Here is a 22,905-nt window from a genome sequence, read left to right as displayed (position 1 = left end):
AAGCTTATGAACACTGCTAAAGATCCATTAACTGGTGAGACATTCTTCAAACGAAGAAACAATCAAGTTTTTGCTAACCGTGAGAACCAAATAAAGTATAATAATATTAAAGCCCAAAAGCGGAGAGACTCAACAAAAGAAATAAACCAACTTCTAAATAATAACCGAAACATACTTAAAAGGGTTTTAGGTGGAGAACAAGAGGTCGTAAAAAGTTTAGATTTTTTATATGGTGCTGGATTTAATTTTGCGATTATTACCCATACTTGTAGAATTGGTGAGCAAAAATGCAACTGTATTTTCGATTATGCATATTTGTTTATTGAAGGTAATCAGGTTAAAATAATTAAACTTAAAAATTAAGTAATGGAGAATTTTATAAATACATACGAACTGGATTTTGTTAAGGACATTCCCACTGAATTTAAAAAAGTTGAGGCGAAAAATGATTCTCTAAAGCAAACAAATTTTTTATTAGTTGTAACACTCAGTTTTATCATAGGTCTTGGAGGTTTAGCAGCCTACTATAATTATTATGATAGTAAGAAGAAAATATCTTCGTTCAAAGAAATTGATAATACTTAAAGTATAAATTGATTGCACTAAATAAGAGCATACTTCCGCCAATATTTTCCATTTTAAAACCGAGATCGACCAAACGCTCGGTTTTTTTGTTTACGCTTTCGGCAAAAACTCCTAATTAACCATTGTATTTGGTTTGTGATTTCATACTTTTATTTTTTACATTAATATCAATTATTTAAAAATAAATGGCAATAAAAAAATCAGAATTATATAGCTCGTTATGGGCAAGTTGTGACGAATTAAGAGGCGGAATGGATGCAAGTCAATACAAAGATTATGTATTGGTGATGCTCTTTATAAAATATATAAGCGACAAATGGGCTGGTCAACCCTATGCACCGATTACAATTCCTAATGGTGCCAGTTTTAAAGATATGGTTGCTTTAAAAGGCTCAACCGATATTGGAGACCAAATCAACAAAAAAATTATTGCTCCAATTGCAGAAGCAAACCAGTTAGCAGATATGCCAGACTTTAACGATGTTACTAAGTTAGGTAGCGGAAAAGAAATGGTAGATAGATTAACCAATCTAATTGCAATCTTTGAAAACCCAAGTCTTGACTTTAGTAAAAACAAAGCCGAAGGGGATGATATTTTAGGTGATGCCTACGAATATTTAATGCGTCACTTTGCTACCGAAAGCGGAAAAAGCAAAGGGCAATTCTATACACCTGCTGAAGTTAGCCGAATAATGGCTAAAATAATTGGTATTGATAAAGAAGAAACCACTGCCGAAACAACAGTATATGACCCAGCTTGTGGTTCAGGTTCTCTATTGTTAAAAATAAGTGATGTTGCTAATGGTAAAGTAACGTTGTACGGACAAGAAAAAGATTCTGCAACTTCTGGTTTGGCTCGTATGAATATGATTTTACACAACGAACCAACTGCACTAATAAAACAAGGGAACACATTAGCAAAACCACTATTTGAAAACAAAGATGGTGACAACCTTAAAACCTTTGACTATGTAGTAGCCAATCCACCTTTTAGTGATAAACGTTGGAGCAACGGATTAAACTTACCGGAGGACAATCCTTATAACCGTTTTCAAGACTATGGTGTTCCACCTGTAAAGAATGGAGACTATGCGTTTTTATTACATATAGTACGCTCATTAAAACGTCACGGTAAAGGCGCTGTTATTTTACCTCACGGTGTTTTGTTTAGAGGAAATGCAGAAGCAGAAATTCGTAAAAACTTAATTAAAAAGGGTTATATAAAAGGTATTATTGGTTTACCTGCTAACTTGTTTTATGGTACAGGTATTCCTGCGTGTATTATTTTAATAGATAAAGAGAATGCCCAAAATCGAAAAGGTATTTTTATGATAGATGCGGGTAAAGGCTATATAAAAGATGGTAATAAAAACCGATTGCGTGAGCAAGATATTCATAGAGTAGCTGATGTATTTAACAACCAACAGCAAATAGCAGGTTTTAGTAAAATGGTGTCCATTACAGAGATAGAAACCAATGAGTTTAATCTAAATATCCCACGATATATAGAAAGCCAAGAAACTGAAGATATACAAGATATTGAAGCGCATTTATTAGGCGATATTCCAAATGCAGATATAGATGCACTACAACGCTTTTGGGATGTGTACCCTAACGTTAAAGGCGCTTTGTTTGCCCAAAGTAAAAGACCAAATTACAGTAGTTTAAAAGTGCCTAAAGATGATATTAAGACCACCATTTTTGAGCATCCAGAGTTTGTGGCTTTTAGTACGCAAATGGATAGTTTATTTACCGAATGGAAAACAGAAACGACAGCTACTTTCAAAGCTTTAACACAAGGTTTCAATCCAAAAGAATTAATATATAGCTTATCTGAAAATTTATTAAATCAATACACCAATAAGGCATTGATAGATCCTTATGATATGTACCAACATTTGATGAGTTATTGGTTTGAAATAATGCAAGATGATAGTTACATCATTACCCAAGATGGTTGGAAAGCTGAAACTTATAGAATTATAGTAGAAAACAAGCAAAAGAAAAAAGTAGATAAAGGTTGGACGTGCGACCTTGTACCTAAAGACTTGGTGATTAACCGGTATTTTAAAACTGAAAAAGAAACGTTAGAAACTTTACAAGCTGAAAAAGAAACTATTGCAAATGCCTTAACCGAATTAGAGGAAGAACACAGTAGTGAAGATGGTTATTTTGGAGAGATGGAAAAAGTAAACAAAGCCACTATAAATGCTCGTATAAAAGAATTAAAAAGCGAAACAGACATAGCTGATGAATTAAAAGTCTTGAAGCAATACATCGCTCTACTTACTAAACAAACCGCTACCAACAAAAAGATTAAAGAAGCAGAGGCAGCGTTAGATACTAAACTCTATGCAAAATACCCAACCTTAACAGAAGACGAGGTTAAACAATTGGTAGTAGATGATAAGTGGATGCACACCATAGAAACCACGATAAAAGACGAAATAGAACACATAAGCCAACGTTTAACCAACCGTGTAAAAGAATTAGCAGAACGCTACGAAAACCCTTTACCTCTTATTGATGATGAAGTAGAGAGTTTAGAAACCAAAGTGAACAAGCACTTACAAAAAATGGGGTTTGTATGGAGTTAACTCAAACAAAATTTAAACAAACTGAAGTTGGCTTGATTCCTGAAGACTGGGATTTAGTACCTTTTGATAAAATATTTTCATTTTATTCTACTTCAAATTATTCCAAGGCTCAAATGTCAGAGGATGATGAAGTAGGATGTATACATTATGGACTTATTCACGCAATTACAAATACTAAATATGACTTGAAAGCTGGTATCAAATACTATGTTACCTCTGAACAAGCTAAATATGAACTTGTATGTGATGGGGATGTTATTATGGTTGATGCATCAGAGGATTTGGCAGGTGTAAATAAATCCGTTGAGGTTTTTGGTGTGGGAAATAAAAAATACATATCTGGACTACATACTTATTTATTAAGAGATAAAAAATCTATGCTTGCCGATAATTTTAGAGGTATTCTCTTAAATTCTCAAACCGTAAAAAATCAAATGTTACAACTGGCGGTTGGAATGAAAGTGTTTGGAGTTTCAAAAACACAATTAATCAATGTTAAGCTTCCACTACCACCACTTCCAGAACAAAAAGCCATAGCCCAAGTATTAAGCGATACCGATATTTTAATACAAGCCATAGAGCAAAAACTCACTAAAAAAAGAGCTATTAAACAAGGTGCTATGCAAAAACTTTTAACACCTAAAGAAGATTGGGAGGTTAAGAAGCTAGGAGATATAGCAAGATATAGAAGAGGTAGTTTTCCACAGCCTTATGGTTTGCCACAATGGTATGATGAAAATAACGGAACACCATTTGTTCAAGTTTACGATGTAGATAAAAATATGCGTCTTAAATTAACTACAAAGCAAAAAATAAGTGATTTAGCTAAAGACAAAAGTGTATTTGTTGAAAAAGGAAATGTTGTAATTACGCTACAAGGTTCTATTGGAAGAATTGCGATTACCCAATATGATGCCTATGTTGATAGGACTTTATTGATATTTACTGATTATAAAGTTCCTATGAATAAGGTGTTTTTTGCATTTGTGATTCAAGAGAAATTTAGAATTGAAAAAGAGAATGCACCTGGTGGTATTATAAAAACAATAACAAAGGAAGAACTTTCAAAATTTGATATTCCTTTACCAAAAACAAAAGATGAACAAACAGAGATAGCTACAATACTTTCTGATATGGATGCTGACATTGAGCAACTAGAACAAAAGCTATCTAAATATAAAATGCTAAAGCAAGGGCTAATGCAAAACTTGTTAACGGGTAAAATTAGGTTGGTATGAGTATAGAGTTAATTGTCGGTATTATTGGTTCGGCTGTAACGCTTGTTATAGGTCTTTTTGGAGGTTTAATTACACATCGCTTTAATAAAAATTCAATAAAGCATTTTGAACAAACAGCAAAAATTGAAGAAGATAGGTTAATGAAAGAACTCTTTACAGAGTTTAATCAACGCTATGATAGAATTAATAATAAAATTGATAAAGTATCAAGACTACCTGAAGATAAATGGGAAAAGCTGAAAGAAGAAAAGAAAGAGAGGTATTCAGGAGTAGTTATTGACTTTTTTAATATCTGTGCAGAAGAATACCATTGGCATTCAGAAGGCAGAATAAATGGCAAAATTTGGGCAAGTTGGCATAAAGGAATGAATGATATTTATAGCAGAAGTCAAGTGATTCAAAATCTTTGGACTGAAGAATGTAAAAATGAGGGTTATAAATCGTATTACATTTCTAAAAAAGACGAGATTTTTACATTAAACGAATAAAACCGCTATTAATTTGAACGACAATAAATTTGAATTAAAATCTATACACCAATTAGAAAACTATCATTTTGTAGTAGAAAAATACCAAAGAGGTTACAAATGGGATATTCGTCAGGTAGAAGAGTTACTGAACGATATTGAGGAATTTGATGCTTCTAAAAATGGGTTTTATTGCCTACAACCTATTGTGATAAAAGAATTGTCAGAAAATTGTTTTGAGTTATTAGATGGGCAACAGCGTAGTACAACTCTATTCATTATTTTAAGTATTTTACAGCAAGAAAATATTCTTAAAACAGATGTTTCGCGCTTTACAATAAGTTACAAAACAAGAACAGCAAGCGAAACTTTTTTAAAAGACATACATAATTTACATTCAGTAACAGAGCAGGTAACAGAACTAAATCAAAAATCGGTTAATGCACTTTGGGAAAACTATATAGAGCTTCACAAAACAAATGATAATGTAGATAATTATCATTTCTTTATGGCTTACTACGTAATAAGGCATTGGGTAAATGACAGAAACCAAATAGACTTAAATAGTTTTAAAGATAAGTTGTTATATAATACCAAAGTCATTTGGTATAATGTAGTAAGCAATACACCTTCGGAAGAGGTTTTTATTAACTTCAATCAAGGGAAAATTGATTTAGCACAAGCAGAGTTAATTAAAGCTCTTTTTGTATTACAACTAAAAAACGAAACAAATCACGAGCTTCAAATATTAAAAATAAATCAGTTTGCGCAAGAATGGAATGCTATTGAAAACAAACTGCAAGACGATAGTTTTTGGTATTTTGTAAGCAACGATAATAGTGATAAAGACCAAGCAAATCGTATAGATTTACTTTTTAATATTGTAAAAGAAAAAGCAAATAAATCAAACGACAAACTTTTTGCTTATAGAAAGTATTTAGATGATTTTATTGAAGAAAACAAAGCACCATCCCTTACAGAAGATCCATTACAATGGTTTGAAGTAAAAAACACTTATGATATTCTTTTAGAGTGGTATAACAACCGTAGTTTGTATCACCTAATAGGTTTTATCATTTATGAAAAATTGAGTGATATTAAATCTATCATAGGGCAATATAAAGAGATAACTTCTAAATCAGTATTTAGAGAAGACCTTACTAAACTCATCAGAGAAAAATATATTGATGCAGAAAAATATCGATTAGAGAATTTAAGTTACGAAACACCCAGACAAACACATTCTATTTTACTCTTATTTAATTTGATTTCTTATGAAAATAGTGATTTTTCATATCGCTTTCCTTTTCATTTATTTAAAACTACATTTTGGAGTTTAGAGCATATTCACGCACAAAATTCTGAAAAATTTGAAACCGTTATACAAGTAGTAGATTGGGTTAAAGACTTAAAGTCATTAAATGAAAACTTCAAAAAAGCAAACGAGCATCAAGAAATAACAATTGATTTTTCTGAAATTGATGATTGCATCAAAACATTAGATACTCACGCATCTATTACAAAGGAGCTAAAGGATGTTATGAGTAGTTTAGAGACCCTAACAAATGATGTTTTTAACAAACATAGTTTAGAAAACTTGTGCTTGTTAGACGGTGTTACTAATAGCCATTTTAACAATGATAATTTTGTGAGTAAGCGAGATAAATTACTAAAAATAGATGCAGGTAGCTATTTAGATAAAAATGATAAGAGAGTAAAAGCCTTTATTCCTTTAGCAACAAAAAACATCTTCCTAAAGTATTATTCACAAGATACATTGACTTTTCAAATGAGTTATTGGGGTTATGAGGACAGAAAACAGTATGTAGGTGCCATAGCGCAAACATTTGCTTCTTTTTTTAATTTAAAATTAGGTAAAGATGGAGAGTAAACACATACATACGTTTTGGGATTTATTAAAGAATCATCAAATTGAAATACCTGTAATACAGAGAGATTATGCCCAAGGAAGAACCGAAAAAAGAGTCAATCAAATCCGTGTTAACTTTGTGCAATCCCTTTTAAAATCATTAAATGAGGATGAACCGCTTTCTTTAGGTTTTATATATGGTAAGATAGAAGGAAAAGAACAAGAACTTATTTTACAACGTAACAAAGAAGCTGTAAATGTTATGCTAACGGCAGTAAAAAGTTATGCTAACAGTTTGGATTTAGGTATTGAATACAACCTTCAAAACAAAGAGATTAGTACAGTTATTCCACATACTAAATTAATCCCATTAGATGGTCAACAAAGACTAACAACACTTTATTTACTGCATTGGTATATCATACAACGCTTGGGTAAAGATGAAGTTACTGAACAACTTAATGTCTTAAAAGGGTTTGGCTACAAAACAAGAAAATCTACAACAGATTTTTGTTTAGCAATTACAAATAGTGATAATAAACTAAATCTAGATGATTTTAATACAGACGCTTTATCAAATCGCATAATTAACAATACTTGGTTTCTGCGCAGTTGGTTAAGTGACCCAAGCGTAAAAGGTATGCTTGTAATGTTAGATGAAATTAATAAACAAGTAAATAAAGATGAAGAAATAGACATTGCTGAATTATGGAGTAGGTTAATAAATCAGAAAACAATACAATTTGACTTTTTGGATTTAGATGAATTAAAACAAACGGATGAATTGTATGTAAAAATGAATGCCAGAGGTAAATCTCTTTCAGATTTTGAACATTTTAAAGCGTGGTTACAACAAGAAACTAAGGAAGAAATTAATGAGGTAAACTGGGCATATAAAGTAGATACTGATTGGTATGACCTCTTTTGGTCGTATAAACCTAAAAAAGAATATGAAGTTGACAATACAATTTTCAACTATTTTAAAAGTATTTGTTTATTAGATTACCTAACAAAAGAGAATGAGAATAAAAGAAAATTTATTGATAGCATAGTTACAAAAAGTAATAGCTACATTGCTTTACGAGATTTTAAAGAGACTCAATTCTTTTCAATAGAAGCTTTAAACTTCTTATTCAAAACATTAAATAGTTTAAATGAGAATGATTTAGAAGTATATCAAAATTGGCTCACAGATATTTATCAATCACCGTTTACAAAAAATGACGATATAGTTTGTAAATTCTTATCAAGTGCCAGCAAAAGCACAGACTATTATGAAAGAGTTTATTATTATGCTTTTATCTTGTTTTTAAACGACATACCTACAATTGAAGAGGTTGATATAGAATACAAGTTTAAAGAATGGATGCGTATTACACGCAACTTAATTTACAATACCTACATACAGAATCCAGATAATTTTATAGATGCAATAAAATCGCTAAAAGAATTATCTAAAAATAAATTTAGTATAACAGATTACCTGCTATCAGATAATGTGAACATTACATTCTATGCTAAAAATCAAGTAGAAGAAGAAATTGTCAAACTACAATATTTCAAAATTGAAGGCTTTAAAGATGCTATAATAAAGCAAGAAAATAACAATTACTTCTATGGTCAAATAGGCTTCTTATTTAATTTAATGCCAACCGAAAACAAAGATAGTTTGGAAATGTTTAATCTTTATGCAGATAGAGTTTCTTATTATTTTGATGAAAGTATTGAAAAACAACATTGGGAATTGCAACGTAAGTTGTTAATGAAAGGTGATTATTTTGTCCATATCTCTAGTAATAAATTTAGGTTTAATAAAAATGATGCAGGAAGTTTAAGAGCAAGAAATGATAATTGGAGAAAAGTATTCAATGCTAATGATGATGATTATTCGTTTAAAACATTTAAACAAGTAGTTCAAAATAATGAGAATGTTATTGATAGTTCTATTGTATATGATTGGAAAAAGTACTTTATAAAATATCCTAAAGTAATGTCATACTGTAATGAAACTTTTATAGATTTTTATCACGATTTGGATATTCGTTTAATAAAGCAAAAAACCTATAACGGTAAACACGCAGATTTATATTCTTATATATTGTATTTACATTTTGAAAAACAGAACAATGATTTTAAAGGTTTTAGCTTTAAATATATCGATGTAAATAATTTTAGAACTAATACTAATATTCCTTTTTTTGCTATTAATAATAATGGTAGAGACTTTATTGAAGTTTACTATTATCCAAATGGTGAAGATAAAACAGGAACATATAAAATAGAGCTAAAAAGCAAGTTGGATAATGAGTTTCTTGACGAATATATTAGCAACTCAAAAGAGAGAATAATTCCAATTAAAAACATAAGTGCAGTAGAGGAATTTATTGAAGACTTATCTAATGCATTAAAAAATTATCAGAATGAGTAAAGTAGGTAGTGTAGAACGTATCACTCAAAATAGAGTAGTAAAATTATTTCAGTCAGCATTAGGTTATGCCTATTTAGGTAATTGGGAAGAAAATAGAGAGAATAGTAATATCGAAGAAGAGTATCTAAAAGCCTATTTAATTAAAAAAGGATATAATAATGCTCAAATTACTAAAGCCATTTATGAGCTAAAAACAACTGCCAATAATTTTAGTGATAGCCTATATACTACTAATAAAAATGTGTATGAGTTATTGCGCTATGGTGCAGATATAAAAACAGAAGTTGGTAAAAATACCGAGAAAGTACATTTTATAGATTGGAAACATTGGGATAAGAATGATTTTGCAATTGCAGAAGAAGTTACCATAAAAGGCAATAAAACCAAGAGACCAGATATAGTTATTTATGTTAATGGGATTGCATTAGGTGTTTTAGAACTAAAAAGAAGTACAATTCCTATTGGTGAAGCTACAAGACAAAGCAATGTAAACCAACAAGAGGGTTTTATCAAAAATTTCTTTTCAACTATACAGTATATATTTTCTGCTAATGATACAGAAGGATTGGTTTATGGAACAATAGGAACGCCACAAAAATGGTATCTAAAATGGAAAGAAGATATTCAAGATAATAGTCGTCTTATATCAGACAAGTACCTATTAAAAATGTGCGATAAAAAACGCTTTTTAGAAATCATCTACAATTTTATTGTCTTTGATGGTGGCGTTAAAAAACTTCCAAGAGTTCATCAATATTTCGGTATTAAAGAAGCTCAAAAATATATAGATCGTTACGAAGGTGGTATAATTTGGCACACTCAGGGAAGTGGCAAAAGTATCGTGATGGTATATTTGGCAAAATGGATTTTAGAAAATAATCCAAATGCAAGAGTAGTTGTTTTAACTGACCGAGATGAGTTAGATAAGCAAATAGAACGCGTGTTTAAAGATGCAGACGAAAAAATTTATCGCACTAAAAGTGGTAAGGATTTAATGCAAAAATTAGGTAATCCAACGCCAAGATTATTATGTTCTTTAGTTCATAAGTTTGGAAAAAAAGATACAGGTAACTTTAATCAATTCATTAAAGAATTAGAAAGTCAACCATCACAAACAGTAGGTGAGCTATTTGTATTTGTGGATGAGTGTCATCGTACACAAAGTGGTCGCTTACATCGCACCATGAAAGCGATGTTACCCAATGCAGTTTTTGTTGGATTTACAGGCACACCTTTATTAAAGAAAGATAAGCAAACAAGTTTAGAAATATTTGGTAAGTACATACATACCTATAAATTTAATGAGGGAGTTGAAGATGGTGTCATATTAGATTTAGTTTATGAAGCAAGGGATATAGATCAACGTTTAACTTCTCAAAAAAGAATAGACGAATGGTTTGAAGCTAAAACAAGAGGTTTAAACGATTTTCAAAAATCTGAGATTAAGAAGAAATGGGGAACCATGCAAAAAGTGTTAAGCAGTCGATCTCGAATGGAGAAGGTGGTAGCAGATATTGTTTTTGATTTCAACTTAAAACCTCGTTTATCTTCTGAAAGGGGAAATGCAATTTTGGTTGCAAGCTCCATTTATGAAGCGTGCAGATATTATGAACTGTTTCTGAAAACACCTCTAAAAAACAAATGTGCTATTGTTACATCATATAGTCCGCATACAAGTGATATTACAACCGAAGATACTGGAGCAAGTACAGAAACTGAAAAAGAGTTTATGTATAATTTATACAATGACCTTTTAGGTTCAAAAACCACCGAACAATACGAAGATTGGGCAAAAGCAAAGTTTAGTGATGAGCCTGCTAATATGAAACTCTTAGTTGTAGTATCTAAATTATTGACAGGTTTTGATGCTCCAAGTTGCACATATTTATACATTGATAAGAGTATGCAAGATCATGGCTTATTCCAAGCAATATGTAGAGTAAATAGATTAGATACCGATGATAAGCAATTTGGTTACATAGTAGATTACAAGGATTTATTTAAAAAGGTTGAAAATGCTGTTGCAGTATATACTACCGATTTGGATTATGATGAATTTGAAGCTAAAGACATAGATATTATGCTTCAAGACCGTGTGAAAATTGGTAAAGAAAGATTGGATAATGCTTTAGAAGAAATACATATTTTATGTGAACCTGTTGCTCCTCCAAAAGACACCTTAGCTTATATTCACTATTTCTGTGGAAATACTGAGATTGAATTAGAGTTAAAAGCAAGAGAAACACAGCGTACTGCCTTATATAAAAAAACAGTATCCTTAATTCGTGCCTATGCAAATATTGCTGATGAAATGGAAGAAGCTGGTTATACAGAACTTGAAGTTATTAGCATAAAGAAAGAGTTAAACTATTATTTAAAATTACGTGAAGAAATAAGACAAGCAAGTGGCGAAACATTAGATTTAAAAACCTACGAAGCAGATATGCGTCATTTGATTGATACTTATATACAAGCAGATGAGCCTGAAGTAATTTCTCCCTTTGCAGATATGCCTTTATTAGATATAATTGTTAAATCAGGTATTGCAGATGCTATAAATTCTATGCCTGAAGGTATCAAATCTAGTCAGGGAGCAATAGCAGAAACAATCGAAAATAATGTTAGAAAAAAGATCATTAAAGAGCATTTAATAGATCCAGCGTTTTTTGGTGAAATGTCTAAACTTTTGGCTGAAATAATAAAAGAACGAAAAGCAAATGCCGTTAGTTACGCAGAATATTTAGAAAAGATTGCAGCATTAGCTAAAAAAGTGAATGAAGGCAAAAGCGAAGAAACACCAGAAGCATTAGTAACCATTGCACAACGAGCTTTGTATAATAATTTAGATAAAAATGAAGTTTTAGCAATGCAAATTGATCGTGCTGTGAAAAATGTAAAAAGAGATGGTTGGCGAGGTAATTTACCCAAAGAGAGAGAAATAAAAGCTGAGATATATAAACAATTAGCAACTTATTCAGTTGAAACAGGAATAGATATAGCAAACGAGCCACCTGAGCCTTATGGGATGGAAAATAAAGTTGAAGTAATTTTTAATATTATAAGAGAGCAAAGAGAGTATTAATGGATCAAATTGAATTAGGAAATATTAAAATTGAAGTAGAACAAAAGGATATAGAAAATATCCATTTAAGTGTTTACCCTCCACATGGTGCTGTTCGTATTTCTGCTCCAAAGCGAATGGATTTAGATACAATTCGTGTCTTTGCATTAAATAAATTAAAGTGGATTAAAAAGCAACAAAACATTTTTGAAAATCAAGCAAGAGAAACGCCACGTGAATACTTAACAAAAGAAAGTCACTACTTTTTGGGTAAACGATATTTATTAGAAGTAATAGAACGTAATCAACCTCCACAGGTTGTTTTAAAACATAATGCCATTGTATTATATATCAGACCAAATACTTCAGAAACAAAACGAGCTGAACTTATAGAAGAGTGGTATCGCAATGAATTAAAAAAAATTGCACCAAAACTAATATCGAAATGGGAAAAAGTAATTGGTGTTAAATCGAATGAGTTCGGCGTTAAAAAGATGAAAACTAAATGGGGTACTTGCAATACAAAAGCAAAACGAATATGGCTCAATTTAGAGTTAGCAAAAAAACCGTTAGAATGTATTGAGTTTATCGTTATTCATGAGTTAGTACATTTATTAGAAAGAAGTCATAATGAAATATTTGTTGGGTATATGAATGAGTTTATGCCTAAATGGAGGTTTTACAGAGATGAGTTAAATAGATTGCCTTTTAAGCATTTAGAATGGAAATATTAACTATCAAAAACTTGATAGAAAGATCCTGTTTGAAACACCATTCACAGATTTAAATAATCAAGGGATAACAGGTGTGTTTAATAATGACGTAGATGTAATTAAGATTGTAATGATTATAGATTTAATTAGCGAGAAAGCTGTGTTGTCATAGAAAAGTAAAAATTATGAGTGAATATTCTTTAAATTCAAATCATGTACCAACTCTCACAAAAGCATGGAGGCAATTCTATGAAAACAAAAAGTATGATAAATGTCTTAAATGTCTTTTTAAATTAAACAAACTTAGTCCATCAAAAGAAATTTCTATAAACATTGCGGATTGTTACTTTAATCTTAAAGATTATAATAAGGCATTAGAATACTATAATAGGGATATTCTTAATCTTTTAGAAAAAGAAGTACCATTAGCCAGTAACATTCCTGTCCGTATAATGTCTCGAAATATGGAAGTAAATGATAATAAATGGATTGCAATTAGCTTGTTATTTCCATTACCTAATTATGATTTTGATCAAGAGTATTTAAAAGATTTATATTCAATTGAATTATTTTTTGAATCTTTCTACCCTTATAAATATGAATCGGATACACAATTATTAAATTTTATAATTAGTGAACTTAAAGTAAATTCTTCTGATTTCTCTTCAGAACATGACAATGTGTTTTACAATAAACTAGTTCAGCTTAGAAGTTCTTTTGGACATAAAAGTTATGGTTTGAAAGATGAAGATTTAAAAGAAAAAATTAAAAAAGGTATTATTACTAAAGAAGAATTTTATGCGGATAAATTATTAGTGTATAGATTAAATCAAATTTTGAATTTCGGAAATCATAGAGGAAAAACAATAATAGATATTTTACAATCAAATCCTGATGACTTAATTTATTATATTATAAATCTTACCCATTTTTCAGTGGATCCTCGCATTTTCTTGGATAGTAAAATAATATGCAATAAGAATTATTATTTTGCTCTTGAACTAAATTTGATGAAAATTAAAGTTTTGGCACAAGAATATGACGATGATAATTATGATTTTTATTCTGAACAAGATTCCTATGAAGACATTTATTTTGAAGGAGGAGGAGGTGATGAATGGTCAGATCCTTTTACCTTCTGGGGTGGGTAATTTTAAACAAACCAACTTAATGTGGGCTAAATGTGGACTAAACCTTAAAATATAAAACCCTAAATAATTGAAAATCAATTTATAGGGTTTTATATCAGCAGAGAGGAAGGGATTCGAACCCTCGAAACGCTTTTGGCGTTTACACACTTTCCAGGCGTGCGCCTTCGACCACTCGGCCACCTCTCTCTTTAATTATGTGAGCGCAAAGAACAGTAAAATTTCTGAATGCTTAAAATTTGAGTTTACTTTTTTTAACTCATTTCGCCACGTAGAGATGTTTCAAAAATGGTTTTAAATGTTTTTATTGAAATATCTTCTCCCAACATAAACATCAATTTGGTTAGAGCAGCTTCTGTAGTGATGTCTTTTCCAGAGACTAAGCCTATTTGTTTGAGCTGAGAACTGGTTTCGTATTGTCCCATCATCACACTGCCTCCAGAACATTGTGTCACATTTATTATTGGAATTCCTTTTTTGATGGTTTGTTTCAGAAGATCTATAAACCATGATCTTGTTGTGGTATTTCCAGCGCCATAAGTTTCTAAAATCACACCTTTAAGGTCAGAGGTGTTTAGTATGCTTGCTAAAATGGGTTCAGAAATACCAGGAAATAACTTTATGAGCGCAATATTGGTGTTAAAGATTTTATGTACGACTAATTTTTTTCTAGTATTTGGTTTGAATAAAACATCCTCTGAAACGTTCAGATGTACACCAGATTCTGCTAAATGCGGATAATTTAATGATTCGAAAGCTTCAAAATGTTCAGCATTAATCTTGGTGGTACGGTTACCTCTGTACAGTTTGTATTCAAAATAGAGTCCGACTTCGCGAATTACAGGCCTTCCGTTTTTCTGAAGCGATGCCATTTGAATGGAAGTGATTAAATTTTCTTTAGCATCTGTTCTCAAATCACCAATAGGCAATTGCGATCCTGTAAAAATGATAGGTTTCGCTAAATTTTCAAACATAAAACTTAAAGCAGAAGCCGAATAGCTCATCGTGTCACTTCCGTGTAAAACGACAAAACCATCAAAGTTGTGGTACGCTTTTTCAATGATTTCGGCAATCTGAACCCAGTAATCTGGATGCATATTGCTAGAATCAATAGGATCGTCAAAAGAAATGGTATTGATATCACAATCTAATAATTTTAATTCTGGAATACGATCGAGTAAGTTTTCAAAATCAAACGCTTTTAAAGCTCCAGTATCAGGATCTTTAATCATACCAATGGTTCCTCCAGTATATATTAATAAAATATTAGGTTGTGACTGCGACATGATTAAATGCTAAATAGTTCTTTTGAGTTCTGAGTTGTAATTTCGGCAATTTTTTCTTCGGAAACGCCATAGATTTCAGACAATTTTTCTAAAACCTTTGTGATATATGAACTTTCATTGCGTTTTCCTCTGTATGGTTTTGGCGCGAGATAAGGCGAATCGGTTTCTAAAACAATATGCTTCAGATCAATCTGATTTAAAAACTGATCTATTTTTCCGTTTTTGAAAGTTGCCACACCACCAATGCCTAATTTCATATTATACGACATGGCTTGATGCGCTTGTTCTAAAGTGCCAGTAAAGCAGTGAAAAATTCCGAAGAGCTCATCGTCTTTTTCTGTTTCTAATACCTCAAAAATATCATTAAAAGCCTCTCTGCAATGAATCACAATAGGTAATTTATAACGTTTTGCCAATTGTATCTGATGTTTGAATGCTTTCTTCTGAATTTCTAAAGTTGAGGTTTCCCAATACAAATCAATACCGATTTCGCCAACAGCATAAAATTTACGTTTGGCAAGCATCTCTTCAACGTGTTTTAATTCGTCTTGATAATTGGCTTTTACAGAGGTTGGATGTAAACCCATCATTAAAAACATGAGGTTTGGATAATCTGCCTCTAGTTGAAACATGGCTTCGGTATGCGTTGAATCTATTGCAGGAATAAAAAAACGGGATACGTTGGCATCTAAAGCACGTTGAATCATCTCATTTCTATCATCTTTAAAAGCATCACTGTATAAGTGCGTATGTGTATCTGTAATTATCATGATGCAAAAATAAATGTTTTATAAGACTATATTTGTAAAAAAGTAATTGATATGGAAAGCTTGCAGGAATTCCTTTTAAATAAAGGATATACTAAAATAAAATTGCACTTAACAAAGACCAACCATTTTGAAATAATTGCAAAAATTAACGGACAAAAAGGTTTGTTCATTTTAGACACTGGAGCCTCAAGTTCATGTGTTGGTTTTGAAGCCATAGATACCTTTAAGCTCAAGGCAAAAGAAAGTGATATTAAAGCGGCTGGAGCAGGAGCTACAGATATGCTGACTCAAATTTCCAAGCGTAACAAATTAAAGATTGGCAAGTGGAAAAAAGATAAAGTTGCGCTTATCCTTTTTAATTTGTCACATGTAAATACAGCCTTAGTCAACCATGATTCTAAACCTGTTGACGGTATTATTGGAGCTGATGTACTTAAAAAAGGCAAAGCTGTAATCGATTATGAAAAAAAATATTTGTATCTAAAATTATAAGATTTTATTTATCTTTATAAAAATCCCTCATACTAATTGCCAATGCCTACATCTATAATCATTGCAGATGACCATCCGTTAATTCTCAAAGGTCTTAAAGATTTCCTTCTTGAAAAAGAATATAATGTGATTGCCAGTGCAAAAAACGGAAAAGAAGCCTTTACTCTCATCAATGCACATAAGCCAGAGATTGCTATTTTAGATATTCAAATGCCATATCTTACAGGTTTACAGGTGGCTCAAAAATGTAAAGAAGCAAGCTTAATTACTAAAATCATCATTATCACTTTTGAAAAAAGCGAAGAGATTTACAATGAAGCCAAGTCATTAGGGATTTACGGTTATATATTAAAAGAATTTGCCATTGAAGAAGTAGAACATTGTATCGCTAATGTTTTAGAAGAAAAATCGTATTTCAGTCCAGAACTCATTGAATACTTGGAAATAAAGCAACTACCAGACGAATTAAAATTGTTGACAGAGACGGAGTTGCGAGTGTTACAGCTTACTGCTAAAAACAAAACAGCCAAAGAAATAGGTGCGATTATAGGTTGCTCTAACCGAACGGTTGAAAAACATAAAAGTCATATTCGGGCAAAATTGGAATTATCTTCTAATGCAAATAGCATTGCAATTTATGCCAAAGAACAAGAAGCATATTTATCAAAATATACGTAGTTCTACGTATTGTTTGATACAGAATTAATGGCGAAGTTTGTGGAGCTATTAATTCTTTAGGGGGAATTATTGAATAAAAGCCTTGAATTGTCATTGATTCAAGGTTTTTTTATGTAAAAAATCGAAATATACGTAGTTCTACGTATTGTGCTGCATTGAATTAATAGCGAAGTTTGTATTGCTATTAATCAATTTTCCTTTTGAAATAAAGGATTAAAGCTCTGAGTTTTTACAATTCAGAGCTTTTTTTATGCTCTTTAAAATTTTAACATTTAATAACAGGTTGTTTTTCAGGTATTTAAAAATAAAATTTGGGCTTGTACGTAGTTCTACGTATTGCGCTGTGTGGTTTTATTACCGAGTTTTACACTATGTTATTTATATAGGGATTATGAATAGCAACTAATTACTCTTAATTAACAAGATAATTAGTTATAGGGTGTAAAGTTCTGGGATAATCTTTATCCCAGGGCTTTATTTAAAAAAAAATCAATTTAAATCGAAATATAATGGATACGATGAAACACAAAACAAGTCTAACCAACAAAATATTTATAACAGGCTTAATTGTTAGTGCTGTTGTAATCATTACCGTAAATATTCTTGTTAATTTTTTTTAGTTATTAGTTAGTTATTTTTATTAGGGAGAAAAAGCGCATTCCAAATCTTCGGAATGCGCTTTTTTATTTATAAATTGAAATCAACAATTCAAAAAATGAGAACATTAGCGATATGTATGTTATGCAGTATTTTGTTTTATAGCTGCAAAAATGATGACGATAACAACTCTAACGACCCAATAGACCAATTGCCGCCACCAACACAGACTGGTGAAAATATGTTTGGCTATCTTCTCAACGGTACACCTATATCAATAACTAATTCAAATCAAGTAAGTTCCTTTTATCAACAATTACAACTTCAAATAAGCAGTGGCTTCATTAATCCAGATTTAAATATCTCATTGATATTGCTGGCTAATGGACCTTTGCAAGAAAATATGGATTACAGTCTAGTAAATAATTCAATGATTATAATTAATAATGAATCACAGAATTGCTCTTACGATATCGAAGATACCTATGCAGGAACAATCACTTTTACAAATATAGACGAAACCAATTTTATTATTTCTGGAATTTTCGAATTTTCTGCAGTTACAGATGATTGCGAAATAATAAACATAACAGAAGGACGATTTGACGTTCAATATGCGCCATAATATTTTTTAACTATTTTTACGCAATAAGTTAGCATAAAAAAGCGCATTCCAAATCTTCGGAATACGCTTTTTATTTTAAAGTAGTAATTATTTATCGAAAACTCATTAATTAGAATTAAGAGATTCCTCATCGCTTTGCGCTGTCGGAATGACAACTTAAAATTACATTTCTAAAGCTTTCTTAATGTTGTTGTCCATTAATAATTCTGTTGGGTTTTCTAAAGCTTCTTTAACAGCTACTAAGAAACCTACAGATTCTTTTCCGTCAATAATTCTATGGTCATAAGATAAGGCCACAAACATGATTGGTCTGATTTCAACTTTACCATCAATAGCCACTGGACGTTCAACGATGTTGTGCATACCTAAAATTCCACTTTGAGGCGGATTAATAATTGGTGTTGATAACATACTTCCAAAAACGCCACCATTAGAAATAGTAAATGTTCCTCCTGTCATTTCATCAACAGTAATTTGTCCGTCACGAGCACGAATAGCCAAACGCTTTACTTCAGCTTCAACACCTCTGAAACTTAAGTTTTCAGCATTTCTAATTACAGGAACCATCAATCCTTTTGGTCCGGAAACCGCAATACTAATGTCACAGAAATCATAACTTAGCATTTCTTTTCCGTCGATCATAGAGTTAACTGCAGGATACATTTTTAATGCACGAACTACAGCTAATGTGAAGAAACTCATAAACCCAAGTCCAACGCCATGCTTCGCTTTAAAGTCTTCTTTGTATTGTTTACGTAATTCAAAAATAGGTGACATGTCAACTTCGTTAAAGGTCGTTAACATGGCAGTTGTATTTTTAGCTTCCACTAAACGCTCAGCAACTTTACGACGTAACATCGACATTTTGCTACGTGAGGTTCCTCTGTTTCCTCCAGTTGGAGTTCCCATTGAAGGCACAGCATTCACAGCATCATCTTTAGTAATACGTCCATCTTTTCCTGTTCCAGAAACCGAAGCCGCATCAATTCCTTTTTCAGCAAGGACTTTTTTAGCTGCAGGACTAGCAACTCCTGAAGCATAAGTTTTATTAGCTGGATTAGGAGCTTTTTCATGATTTGATTCTTTTGCACCTGAATCTAAATCCTTCATTAATTCTTTAGTTTCTGCCTTATTAGCACCTCCTTCGTCACCACCACCTTTATAAGTTTCAGGAACATCTTTTGATGCTTCTCCACTTGGCTTTTCAGCAGCAGTATCGATCAAACATACAACAGCTCCAACTTCAACAGCATCACCTTCTTCAGCTTTAAGTGTAATCGTTCCGCTTGCTTCTGCAGGTAATTCTAAAGTAGCTTTGTCGCTATCAACTTCAGCAATGGCTTGATCTTTTTCAACATAATCTCCATCTGATACTAACCATTCAGCGATTTCAACTTCTGTAATTGATTCTCCTGGAGAAGGAACTTTCATTTCTAAAATCATCGTTCTATAATTTTATTTTAAGCGTTTATATATGTTTTCAATTCCAAATAAAGGAATTTAATAGTCTAACGTTGGTTATTTTTAGTTTTATCAAAGACGTAATTAATAACTTCCTGATGACGTTTTTTAGAGCGCACACTACTACCAGCAGCAGGAGCTCCATAAGGCCTTCTGGATGCAGCTCTAAATGATTTAGCTTCTTCCAAATGCATTAAGATATGACTATAAGCTCCCATGTTTCTTGGCTCTTCCTGAGCCCAGACAATATCGTCGGCATTTTTATATTTAGCAATAGCATCTTTAATTTGTTGTTCAGGTAATGGGAATAGTTGTTCTATTCTTACAAGTGCAACATCATCTCTTTTCAGTTCTTCACGTTGTTCCAGTAAATCGTAATAAAACTTACCCGTAACAAATACTAAGGTTTTTACGTTATCAGCTTTAACAGAGTTGTCGTCAATAACCATTTGGAAACTTCCGTTAGCAAATTCATCTACAGAAGACACCACTAAAGGATGACGTAATAAACTTTTAGGTGTAAATACGATTAAAGGCTTTCTAAATTCAGCTTTCATCTGTTTACGTAGCAAATGATACATGTTTGCTGGCGTTGTACAATCCATTACAAACATATTGTCTTTAGCACAAAGTTGTAAGTAACGTTCCATACGACCAGAAGAATGCTCAGCACCTTGACCTTCGTAACCATGAGGTAGTAACATCACCAATCCGTTTTGAAGCTTCCATTTATCTTCAGCAGCAGAAATGTATTGGTCTAACATAATTTGTGCTCCATTACTGAAATCACCAAATTGCGCTTCCCAGATCACTAAGGTTTTCGGACTCGCCATGGCGTAACCATAATCGAAACCTACAACGCCATATTCTGAAAGTAATGAGTTGTAGATAAAGAATTTGCCTTGAGTATCACTAATTTGATTGAGTAGCAATATTTCTTCTTCACTATCTTCAACTTTTACAACAGCATGCCTGTGTGAAAATGTTCCACGCTCTACATCTTGTCCAGAAATACGAACGTCGTAACCTTCCTCAAGCAATGTACCATAAGCTAAATGTTCAGCCATAGCCCAATCTAATTTATCTTCATCAAACATGGTTTGACGTGATTGCACTAGACGTTCTATTTTGCGAATGAACTTTTTATCTTTAGGTAAATTAGAAATCACTTTTGTGATTTTTTCTAAACCTTCTTTAGGGAACGTAGTATCAATAGGCTGCATCATTTCATCTTCAACAACCGTATGATAGTTTGTCCACTCATCTTCCATAAATGGTGTGATGACTGTTTTATCTATTTTTCTGGAATCTTCTAATTTAACTTCCAGTTTATCTTTGTATTCTTTTTCTAATTCTGAAACGTAATCCTTAGTGATAACGCCTTCAGCTATAAGTTTCTCAGCATAAATATCTCTCGGATTTTTATGTTTTGAAATGGCTTTGTATAATTTAGGTTGCGTGAAACGAGGTTCGTCACCTTCATTATGACCATATTTTCTATAACCTAATAAGTCGATAAACACATCTCGCTTAAATTTCATTCTAAAATGAAGCGCAAATAACATCGCATGCACAACTGCTTCCGCATCATCAGCATTGACGTGCATCACTGGTGATAAAGTTACTTTACCAACATCTGTACAATAGGTACTTGAACGACCATCAAGATAATTGGTTGTGAATCCAATTTGATTATTCACGACAATATGAATCGTTCCGTTGGTTTTATAGCCATCTAATTGCGCCATTTGAACGACTTCATACACTAAGCCTTGACCAGAAATAGCAGCATCTCCATGAACAACTATTGGAAGTACTTGTGAAGGATCTTCACTATACTTGTCATCCTGTTTTGCTCTGGCAATACCTTCAACAACAGCTCCAACAGTTTCTAAATGCGAAGGGTTAGGAGCAATGTTTAAGTTAATTTGTTTTCCACCATCAGTCACACGATTACTCGTCCATCCTAAATGGTATTTTACATCACCATCAAAGACTTCCTGTTCATAATCTTTACCATCAAATTCACTAAAGATGTCTTTGGCCGATTTTCCAAAAATATTTGTAAGCGTACTCAAACGACCACGATGCGCCATTCCCATTACAAATTCTTTGACACCATGATTTGCAGCATTCTCAATGAGTGAATCAAGCGCAGGAATTAAAGATTCATTTCCTTCCAGCGAGAAACGTTTTTGTCCAACATACTTCGTGTGTAAAAAACTTTCAAATGAAACCGCTTCATTTAATTTTTTGAGAATGTATTTTTTTTCTTCAGCAGAAAATTTAGGCTGATTGTCGTTGATGTTTAATTTATTTTGAATCCACTGAATTTCTTCAGGCTTTCTGATGTACATGTATTCAACACCTATCGATTCACAGTAAATTTTTTCTAAGTGATCAACAATATTTTTAAGTGTTGATTTTCCAATGCCTAATATTTCACCAGCAGAAAATACGGTATCCATATCGCTTTGCGAGAGTCCGAAATTCTCAATTTCCAGTGTTGGTGCATATTTTCTTCGCTCACGAACAGGATTGGTCTTTGTAAATAAATGACCTCGATTTCTGTAACCATCGATGAGTTTCACCACTTGAAATTCTTTTTGAACATGTTCTGGAATTTGTGTGGTAACACCTTCGGTAATTTCACCATCCATTCCATAACTTTCGCTTCCGAAGTCATAACCCTGGAAAAATGCTCTCCAGCTTGGTTCAATAGAATCAGGATTTTTTTGGTATTGTTCGTATAAATCAGCAAAGTATGCTGTATGTGCTGCGTTTAAAAAGGAATATTTATCCATTATTTGGTATAAGTCATTTTCGCTTCAACAAAATTTAGTCAAAAATACAACATTTACTAAAAATAGGTGTGTTTTTGGTATATTT

17 protein-coding genes and 1 tRNA gene are annotated in these 22,905 nt (G+C 31.9%); 13 read left to right on the top strand and 5 right to left on the bottom strand.

Going from position 1 to position 22,905, the window contains the following annotated elements; all coding sequences use genetic code 11:
* The first annotated feature begins 6 nt into the window (after positions 1 to 6).
* The 10 genes from TD18_RS10685 to TD18_RS10640 all read left to right on the top strand — a co-directional run bounded on the left by TD18_RS10685 (position 7) and on the right by TD18_RS10640 (position 14,110).
* Positions 7 to 363, top strand: coding sequence for a hypothetical protein (locus TD18_RS10685; protein ID WP_040252379.1), 357 nt, complete (start codon positions 7 to 9; stop codon positions 361 to 363).
* 3 nt (positions 364 to 366) lie between these two features.
* Positions 367 to 585 carry a hypothetical protein gene (locus TD18_RS10680; protein WP_040252377.1) on the top strand — a complete coding sequence of 73 codons (219 nt, stop codon included), beginning with the start codon at positions 367 to 369 and terminating at the stop codon, positions 583 to 585.
* Positions 586 to 770: 185 nt separating this feature from the next.
* Positions 771 to 3,182, top strand: a complete 2,412-nt coding sequence (locus TD18_RS10675) for a type I restriction-modification system subunit M (RefSeq protein ID WP_040252375.1) — start codon at positions 771 to 773, stop codon at positions 3,180 to 3,182.
* Complete coding sequence (locus tag TD18_RS16725; RefSeq protein WP_052461134.1) at positions 3,173 to 4,420, top strand: restriction endonuclease subunit S; 1,248 nt, start codon at positions 3,173 to 3,175, stop codon at positions 4,418 to 4,420. The genes TD18_RS10675 and TD18_RS16725 overlap by 10 nt, the downstream gene beginning before the upstream one ends.
* Positions 4,417 to 4,908 carry a hypothetical protein gene (locus tag TD18_RS10665; protein ID WP_040252373.1) on the top strand — a complete coding sequence of 164 codons (492 nt, stop codon included), beginning with the start codon at positions 4,417 to 4,419 and terminating at the stop codon, positions 4,906 to 4,908. The genes TD18_RS16725 and TD18_RS10665 overlap by 4 nt, the downstream gene beginning before the upstream one ends.
* Positions 4,909 to 4,921: 13 nt before the next feature.
* Positions 4,922 to 6,778: a DUF262 domain-containing protein gene (locus TD18_RS10660; RefSeq protein ID WP_040252371.1), complete on the top strand. Its 1,857-nt coding sequence runs from the start codon at positions 4,922 to 4,924 to the stop codon at positions 6,776 to 6,778.
* Entirely contained in the window at positions 6,768 to 9,185 is a 2,418-nt protein-coding gene (locus TD18_RS10655) for a DUF262 domain-containing protein (protein ID WP_040252369.1), read from the top strand. Before TD18_RS10660 ends, TD18_RS10655 begins: the two co-directional genes overlap by 11 nt.
* Complete coding sequence (locus TD18_RS10650) at positions 9,178 to 12,267, top strand: type I restriction endonuclease subunit R (protein WP_040252367.1); 3,090 nt, start codon at positions 9,178 to 9,180, stop codon at positions 12,265 to 12,267. Before TD18_RS10655 ends, TD18_RS10650 begins: the two co-directional genes overlap by 8 nt.
* On the top strand, positions 12,267 to 12,980 hold the full coding sequence (locus TD18_RS10645; protein WP_040252365.1) for a M48 family metallopeptidase: 714 nt from the start codon (positions 12,267 to 12,269) through the stop codon (positions 12,978 to 12,980). Before TD18_RS10650 ends, TD18_RS10645 begins: the two co-directional genes overlap by 1 nt.
* 164 nt (positions 12,981 to 13,144) lie before the next feature.
* The gene (locus TD18_RS10640) at positions 13,145 to 14,110 is read left to right on the top strand and encodes an outer membrane protein assembly factor BamD (RefSeq protein WP_040252363.1); all 966 of its coding nucleotides are present in this window, start codon (positions 13,145 to 13,147) and stop codon (positions 14,108 to 14,110) included.
* A 98-nt stretch (positions 14,111 to 14,208) separates the two neighbouring features.
* Here the strand turns inward: TD18_RS10640 and TD18_RS10635 are convergent.
* From TD18_RS10635 to TD18_RS10625, 3 genes are all read right to left on the bottom strand, one after another.
* A tRNA-Ser gene (locus tag TD18_RS10635) sits at positions 14,209 to 14,296 on the bottom strand.
* Between the two features lie 65 nt (positions 14,297 to 14,361).
* A complete protein-coding gene (locus TD18_RS10630) occupies positions 14,362 to 15,393 on the bottom strand; it encodes an asparaginase (RefSeq protein ID WP_040252362.1) in 1,032 nt (343 codons plus the stop codon).
* Positions 15,394 to 15,395: 2 nt separating this feature from the next.
* A complete protein-coding gene (locus tag TD18_RS10625; protein WP_040252361.1) occupies positions 15,396 to 16,163 on the bottom strand; it encodes a TatD family hydrolase in 768 nt (255 codons plus the stop codon).
* 51 nt (positions 16,164 to 16,214) lie between these two features.
* On the opposite strand from TD18_RS10625, the gene TD18_RS10620 reads away from it, so the two are divergent.
* The 3 genes from TD18_RS10620 (at position 16,215) to TD18_RS10610 (ending at position 18,555) form a co-directional block, all read left to right on the top strand.
* Positions 16,215 to 16,655, top strand: coding sequence for a retropepsin-like aspartic protease family protein (locus TD18_RS10620; RefSeq protein WP_040252359.1), 441 nt, complete (start codon positions 16,215 to 16,217; stop codon positions 16,653 to 16,655).
* Positions 16,656 to 16,697: 42 nt separating this feature from the next.
* Entirely contained in the window at positions 16,698 to 17,333 is a 636-nt protein-coding gene (locus TD18_RS10615; RefSeq protein ID WP_040252358.1) for a response regulator transcription factor, read from the top strand.
* Positions 17,334 to 18,048: 715 nt separating this feature from the next.
* Positions 18,049 to 18,555: a hypothetical protein gene (locus TD18_RS10610; RefSeq protein ID WP_152611362.1), complete on the top strand. Its 507-nt coding sequence runs from the start codon at positions 18,049 to 18,051 to the stop codon at positions 18,553 to 18,555.
* Between the two features lie 162 nt (positions 18,556 to 18,717).
* Here the strand turns inward: TD18_RS10610 and odhB are convergent, their stop codons facing one another.
* Entirely contained in the window at positions 18,718 to 19,998 is a 1,281-nt protein-coding gene (odhB, locus tag TD18_RS10605) for a 2-oxoglutarate dehydrogenase complex dihydrolipoyllysine-residue succinyltransferase (RefSeq protein WP_040252354.1), read from the bottom strand.
* A gap of 65 nt (positions 19,999 to 20,063) precedes the next feature.
* A complete protein-coding gene (locus TD18_RS10600; RefSeq protein ID WP_040252352.1) occupies positions 20,064 to 22,820 on the bottom strand; it encodes a 2-oxoglutarate dehydrogenase E1 component in 2,757 nt (918 codons plus the stop codon).
* Positions 22,821 to 22,905 lie beyond the last annotated feature (85 nt).

This window comes from Psychroserpens mesophilus, assembly GCF_000826645.1.
In the GTDB taxonomy this organism is placed as follows: Bacteria; Bacteroidota; Bacteroidia; order Flavobacteriales; family Flavobacteriaceae; genus Psychroserpens; species Psychroserpens mesophilus.
Note: the sequence above shows the minus strand (reverse complement) of the source record. Positions and strands in the feature narration are given on the sequence as shown.

What these genes read in the sequence shown, in the direction of transcription:
- TD18_RS10685 (WP_040252379.1), top strand. Translation starts at nt 7, where the DNA reads ATGAACACTGCTAAAGATCCATTAACTGGTGAGACATTCTTCAAACGA.
- TD18_RS10655 (WP_040252369.1), top strand. Translation starts at nt 6,768, where the DNA reads ATGGAGAGTAAACACATACATACGTTTTGGGATTTATTAAAGAATCAT.
- TD18_RS10680 (WP_040252377.1), top strand. Translation starts at nt 367, where the DNA reads ATGGAGAATTTTATAAATACATACGAACTGGATTTTGTTAAGGACATT.
- TD18_RS10650 (WP_040252367.1), top strand. Translation starts at nt 9,178, where the DNA reads ATGAGTAAAGTAGGTAGTGTAGAACGTATCACTCAAAATAGAGTAGTA.
- TD18_RS16725 (WP_052461134.1), top strand. Translation starts at nt 3,173, where the DNA reads ATGGAGTTAACTCAAACAAAATTTAAACAAACTGAAGTTGGCTTGATT.
- TD18_RS10640 (WP_040252363.1), top strand. Translation starts at nt 13,145, where the DNA reads ATGAGTGAATATTCTTTAAATTCAAATCATGTACCAACTCTCACAAAA.
- TD18_RS10600 (WP_040252352.1), bottom strand. Translation starts at nt 22,820, where the DNA reads ATGGATAAATATTCCTTTTTAAACGCAGCACATACAGCATACTTTGCT.
- odhB (WP_040252354.1), bottom strand. Translation starts at nt 19,998, where the DNA reads ATGATTTTAGAAATGAAAGTTCCTTCTCCAGGAGAATCAATTACAGAA.
- TD18_RS10625 (WP_040252361.1), bottom strand. Translation starts at nt 16,163, where the DNA reads ATGATAATTACAGATACACATACGCACTTATACAGTGATGCTTTTAAA.
- TD18_RS10665 (WP_040252373.1), top strand. Translation starts at nt 4,417, where the DNA reads ATGAGTATAGAGTTAATTGTCGGTATTATTGGTTCGGCTGTAACGCTT.
- TD18_RS10645 (WP_040252365.1), top strand. Translation starts at nt 12,267, where the DNA reads ATGGATCAAATTGAATTAGGAAATATTAAAATTGAAGTAGAACAAAAG.
- TD18_RS10610 (WP_152611362.1), top strand. Translation starts at nt 18,049, where the DNA reads ATGAGAACATTAGCGATATGTATGTTATGCAGTATTTTGTTTTATAGC.
- TD18_RS10675 (WP_040252375.1), top strand. Translation starts at nt 771, where the DNA reads ATGGCAATAAAAAAATCAGAATTATATAGCTCGTTATGGGCAAGTTGT.
- TD18_RS10620 (WP_040252359.1), top strand. Translation starts at nt 16,215, where the DNA reads ATGGAAAGCTTGCAGGAATTCCTTTTAAATAAAGGATATACTAAAATA.
- TD18_RS10615 (WP_040252358.1), top strand. Translation starts at nt 16,698, where the DNA reads ATGCCTACATCTATAATCATTGCAGATGACCATCCGTTAATTCTCAAA.
- TD18_RS10630 (WP_040252362.1), bottom strand. Translation starts at nt 15,393, where the DNA reads ATGTCGCAGTCACAACCTAATATTTTATTAATATATACTGGAGGAACC.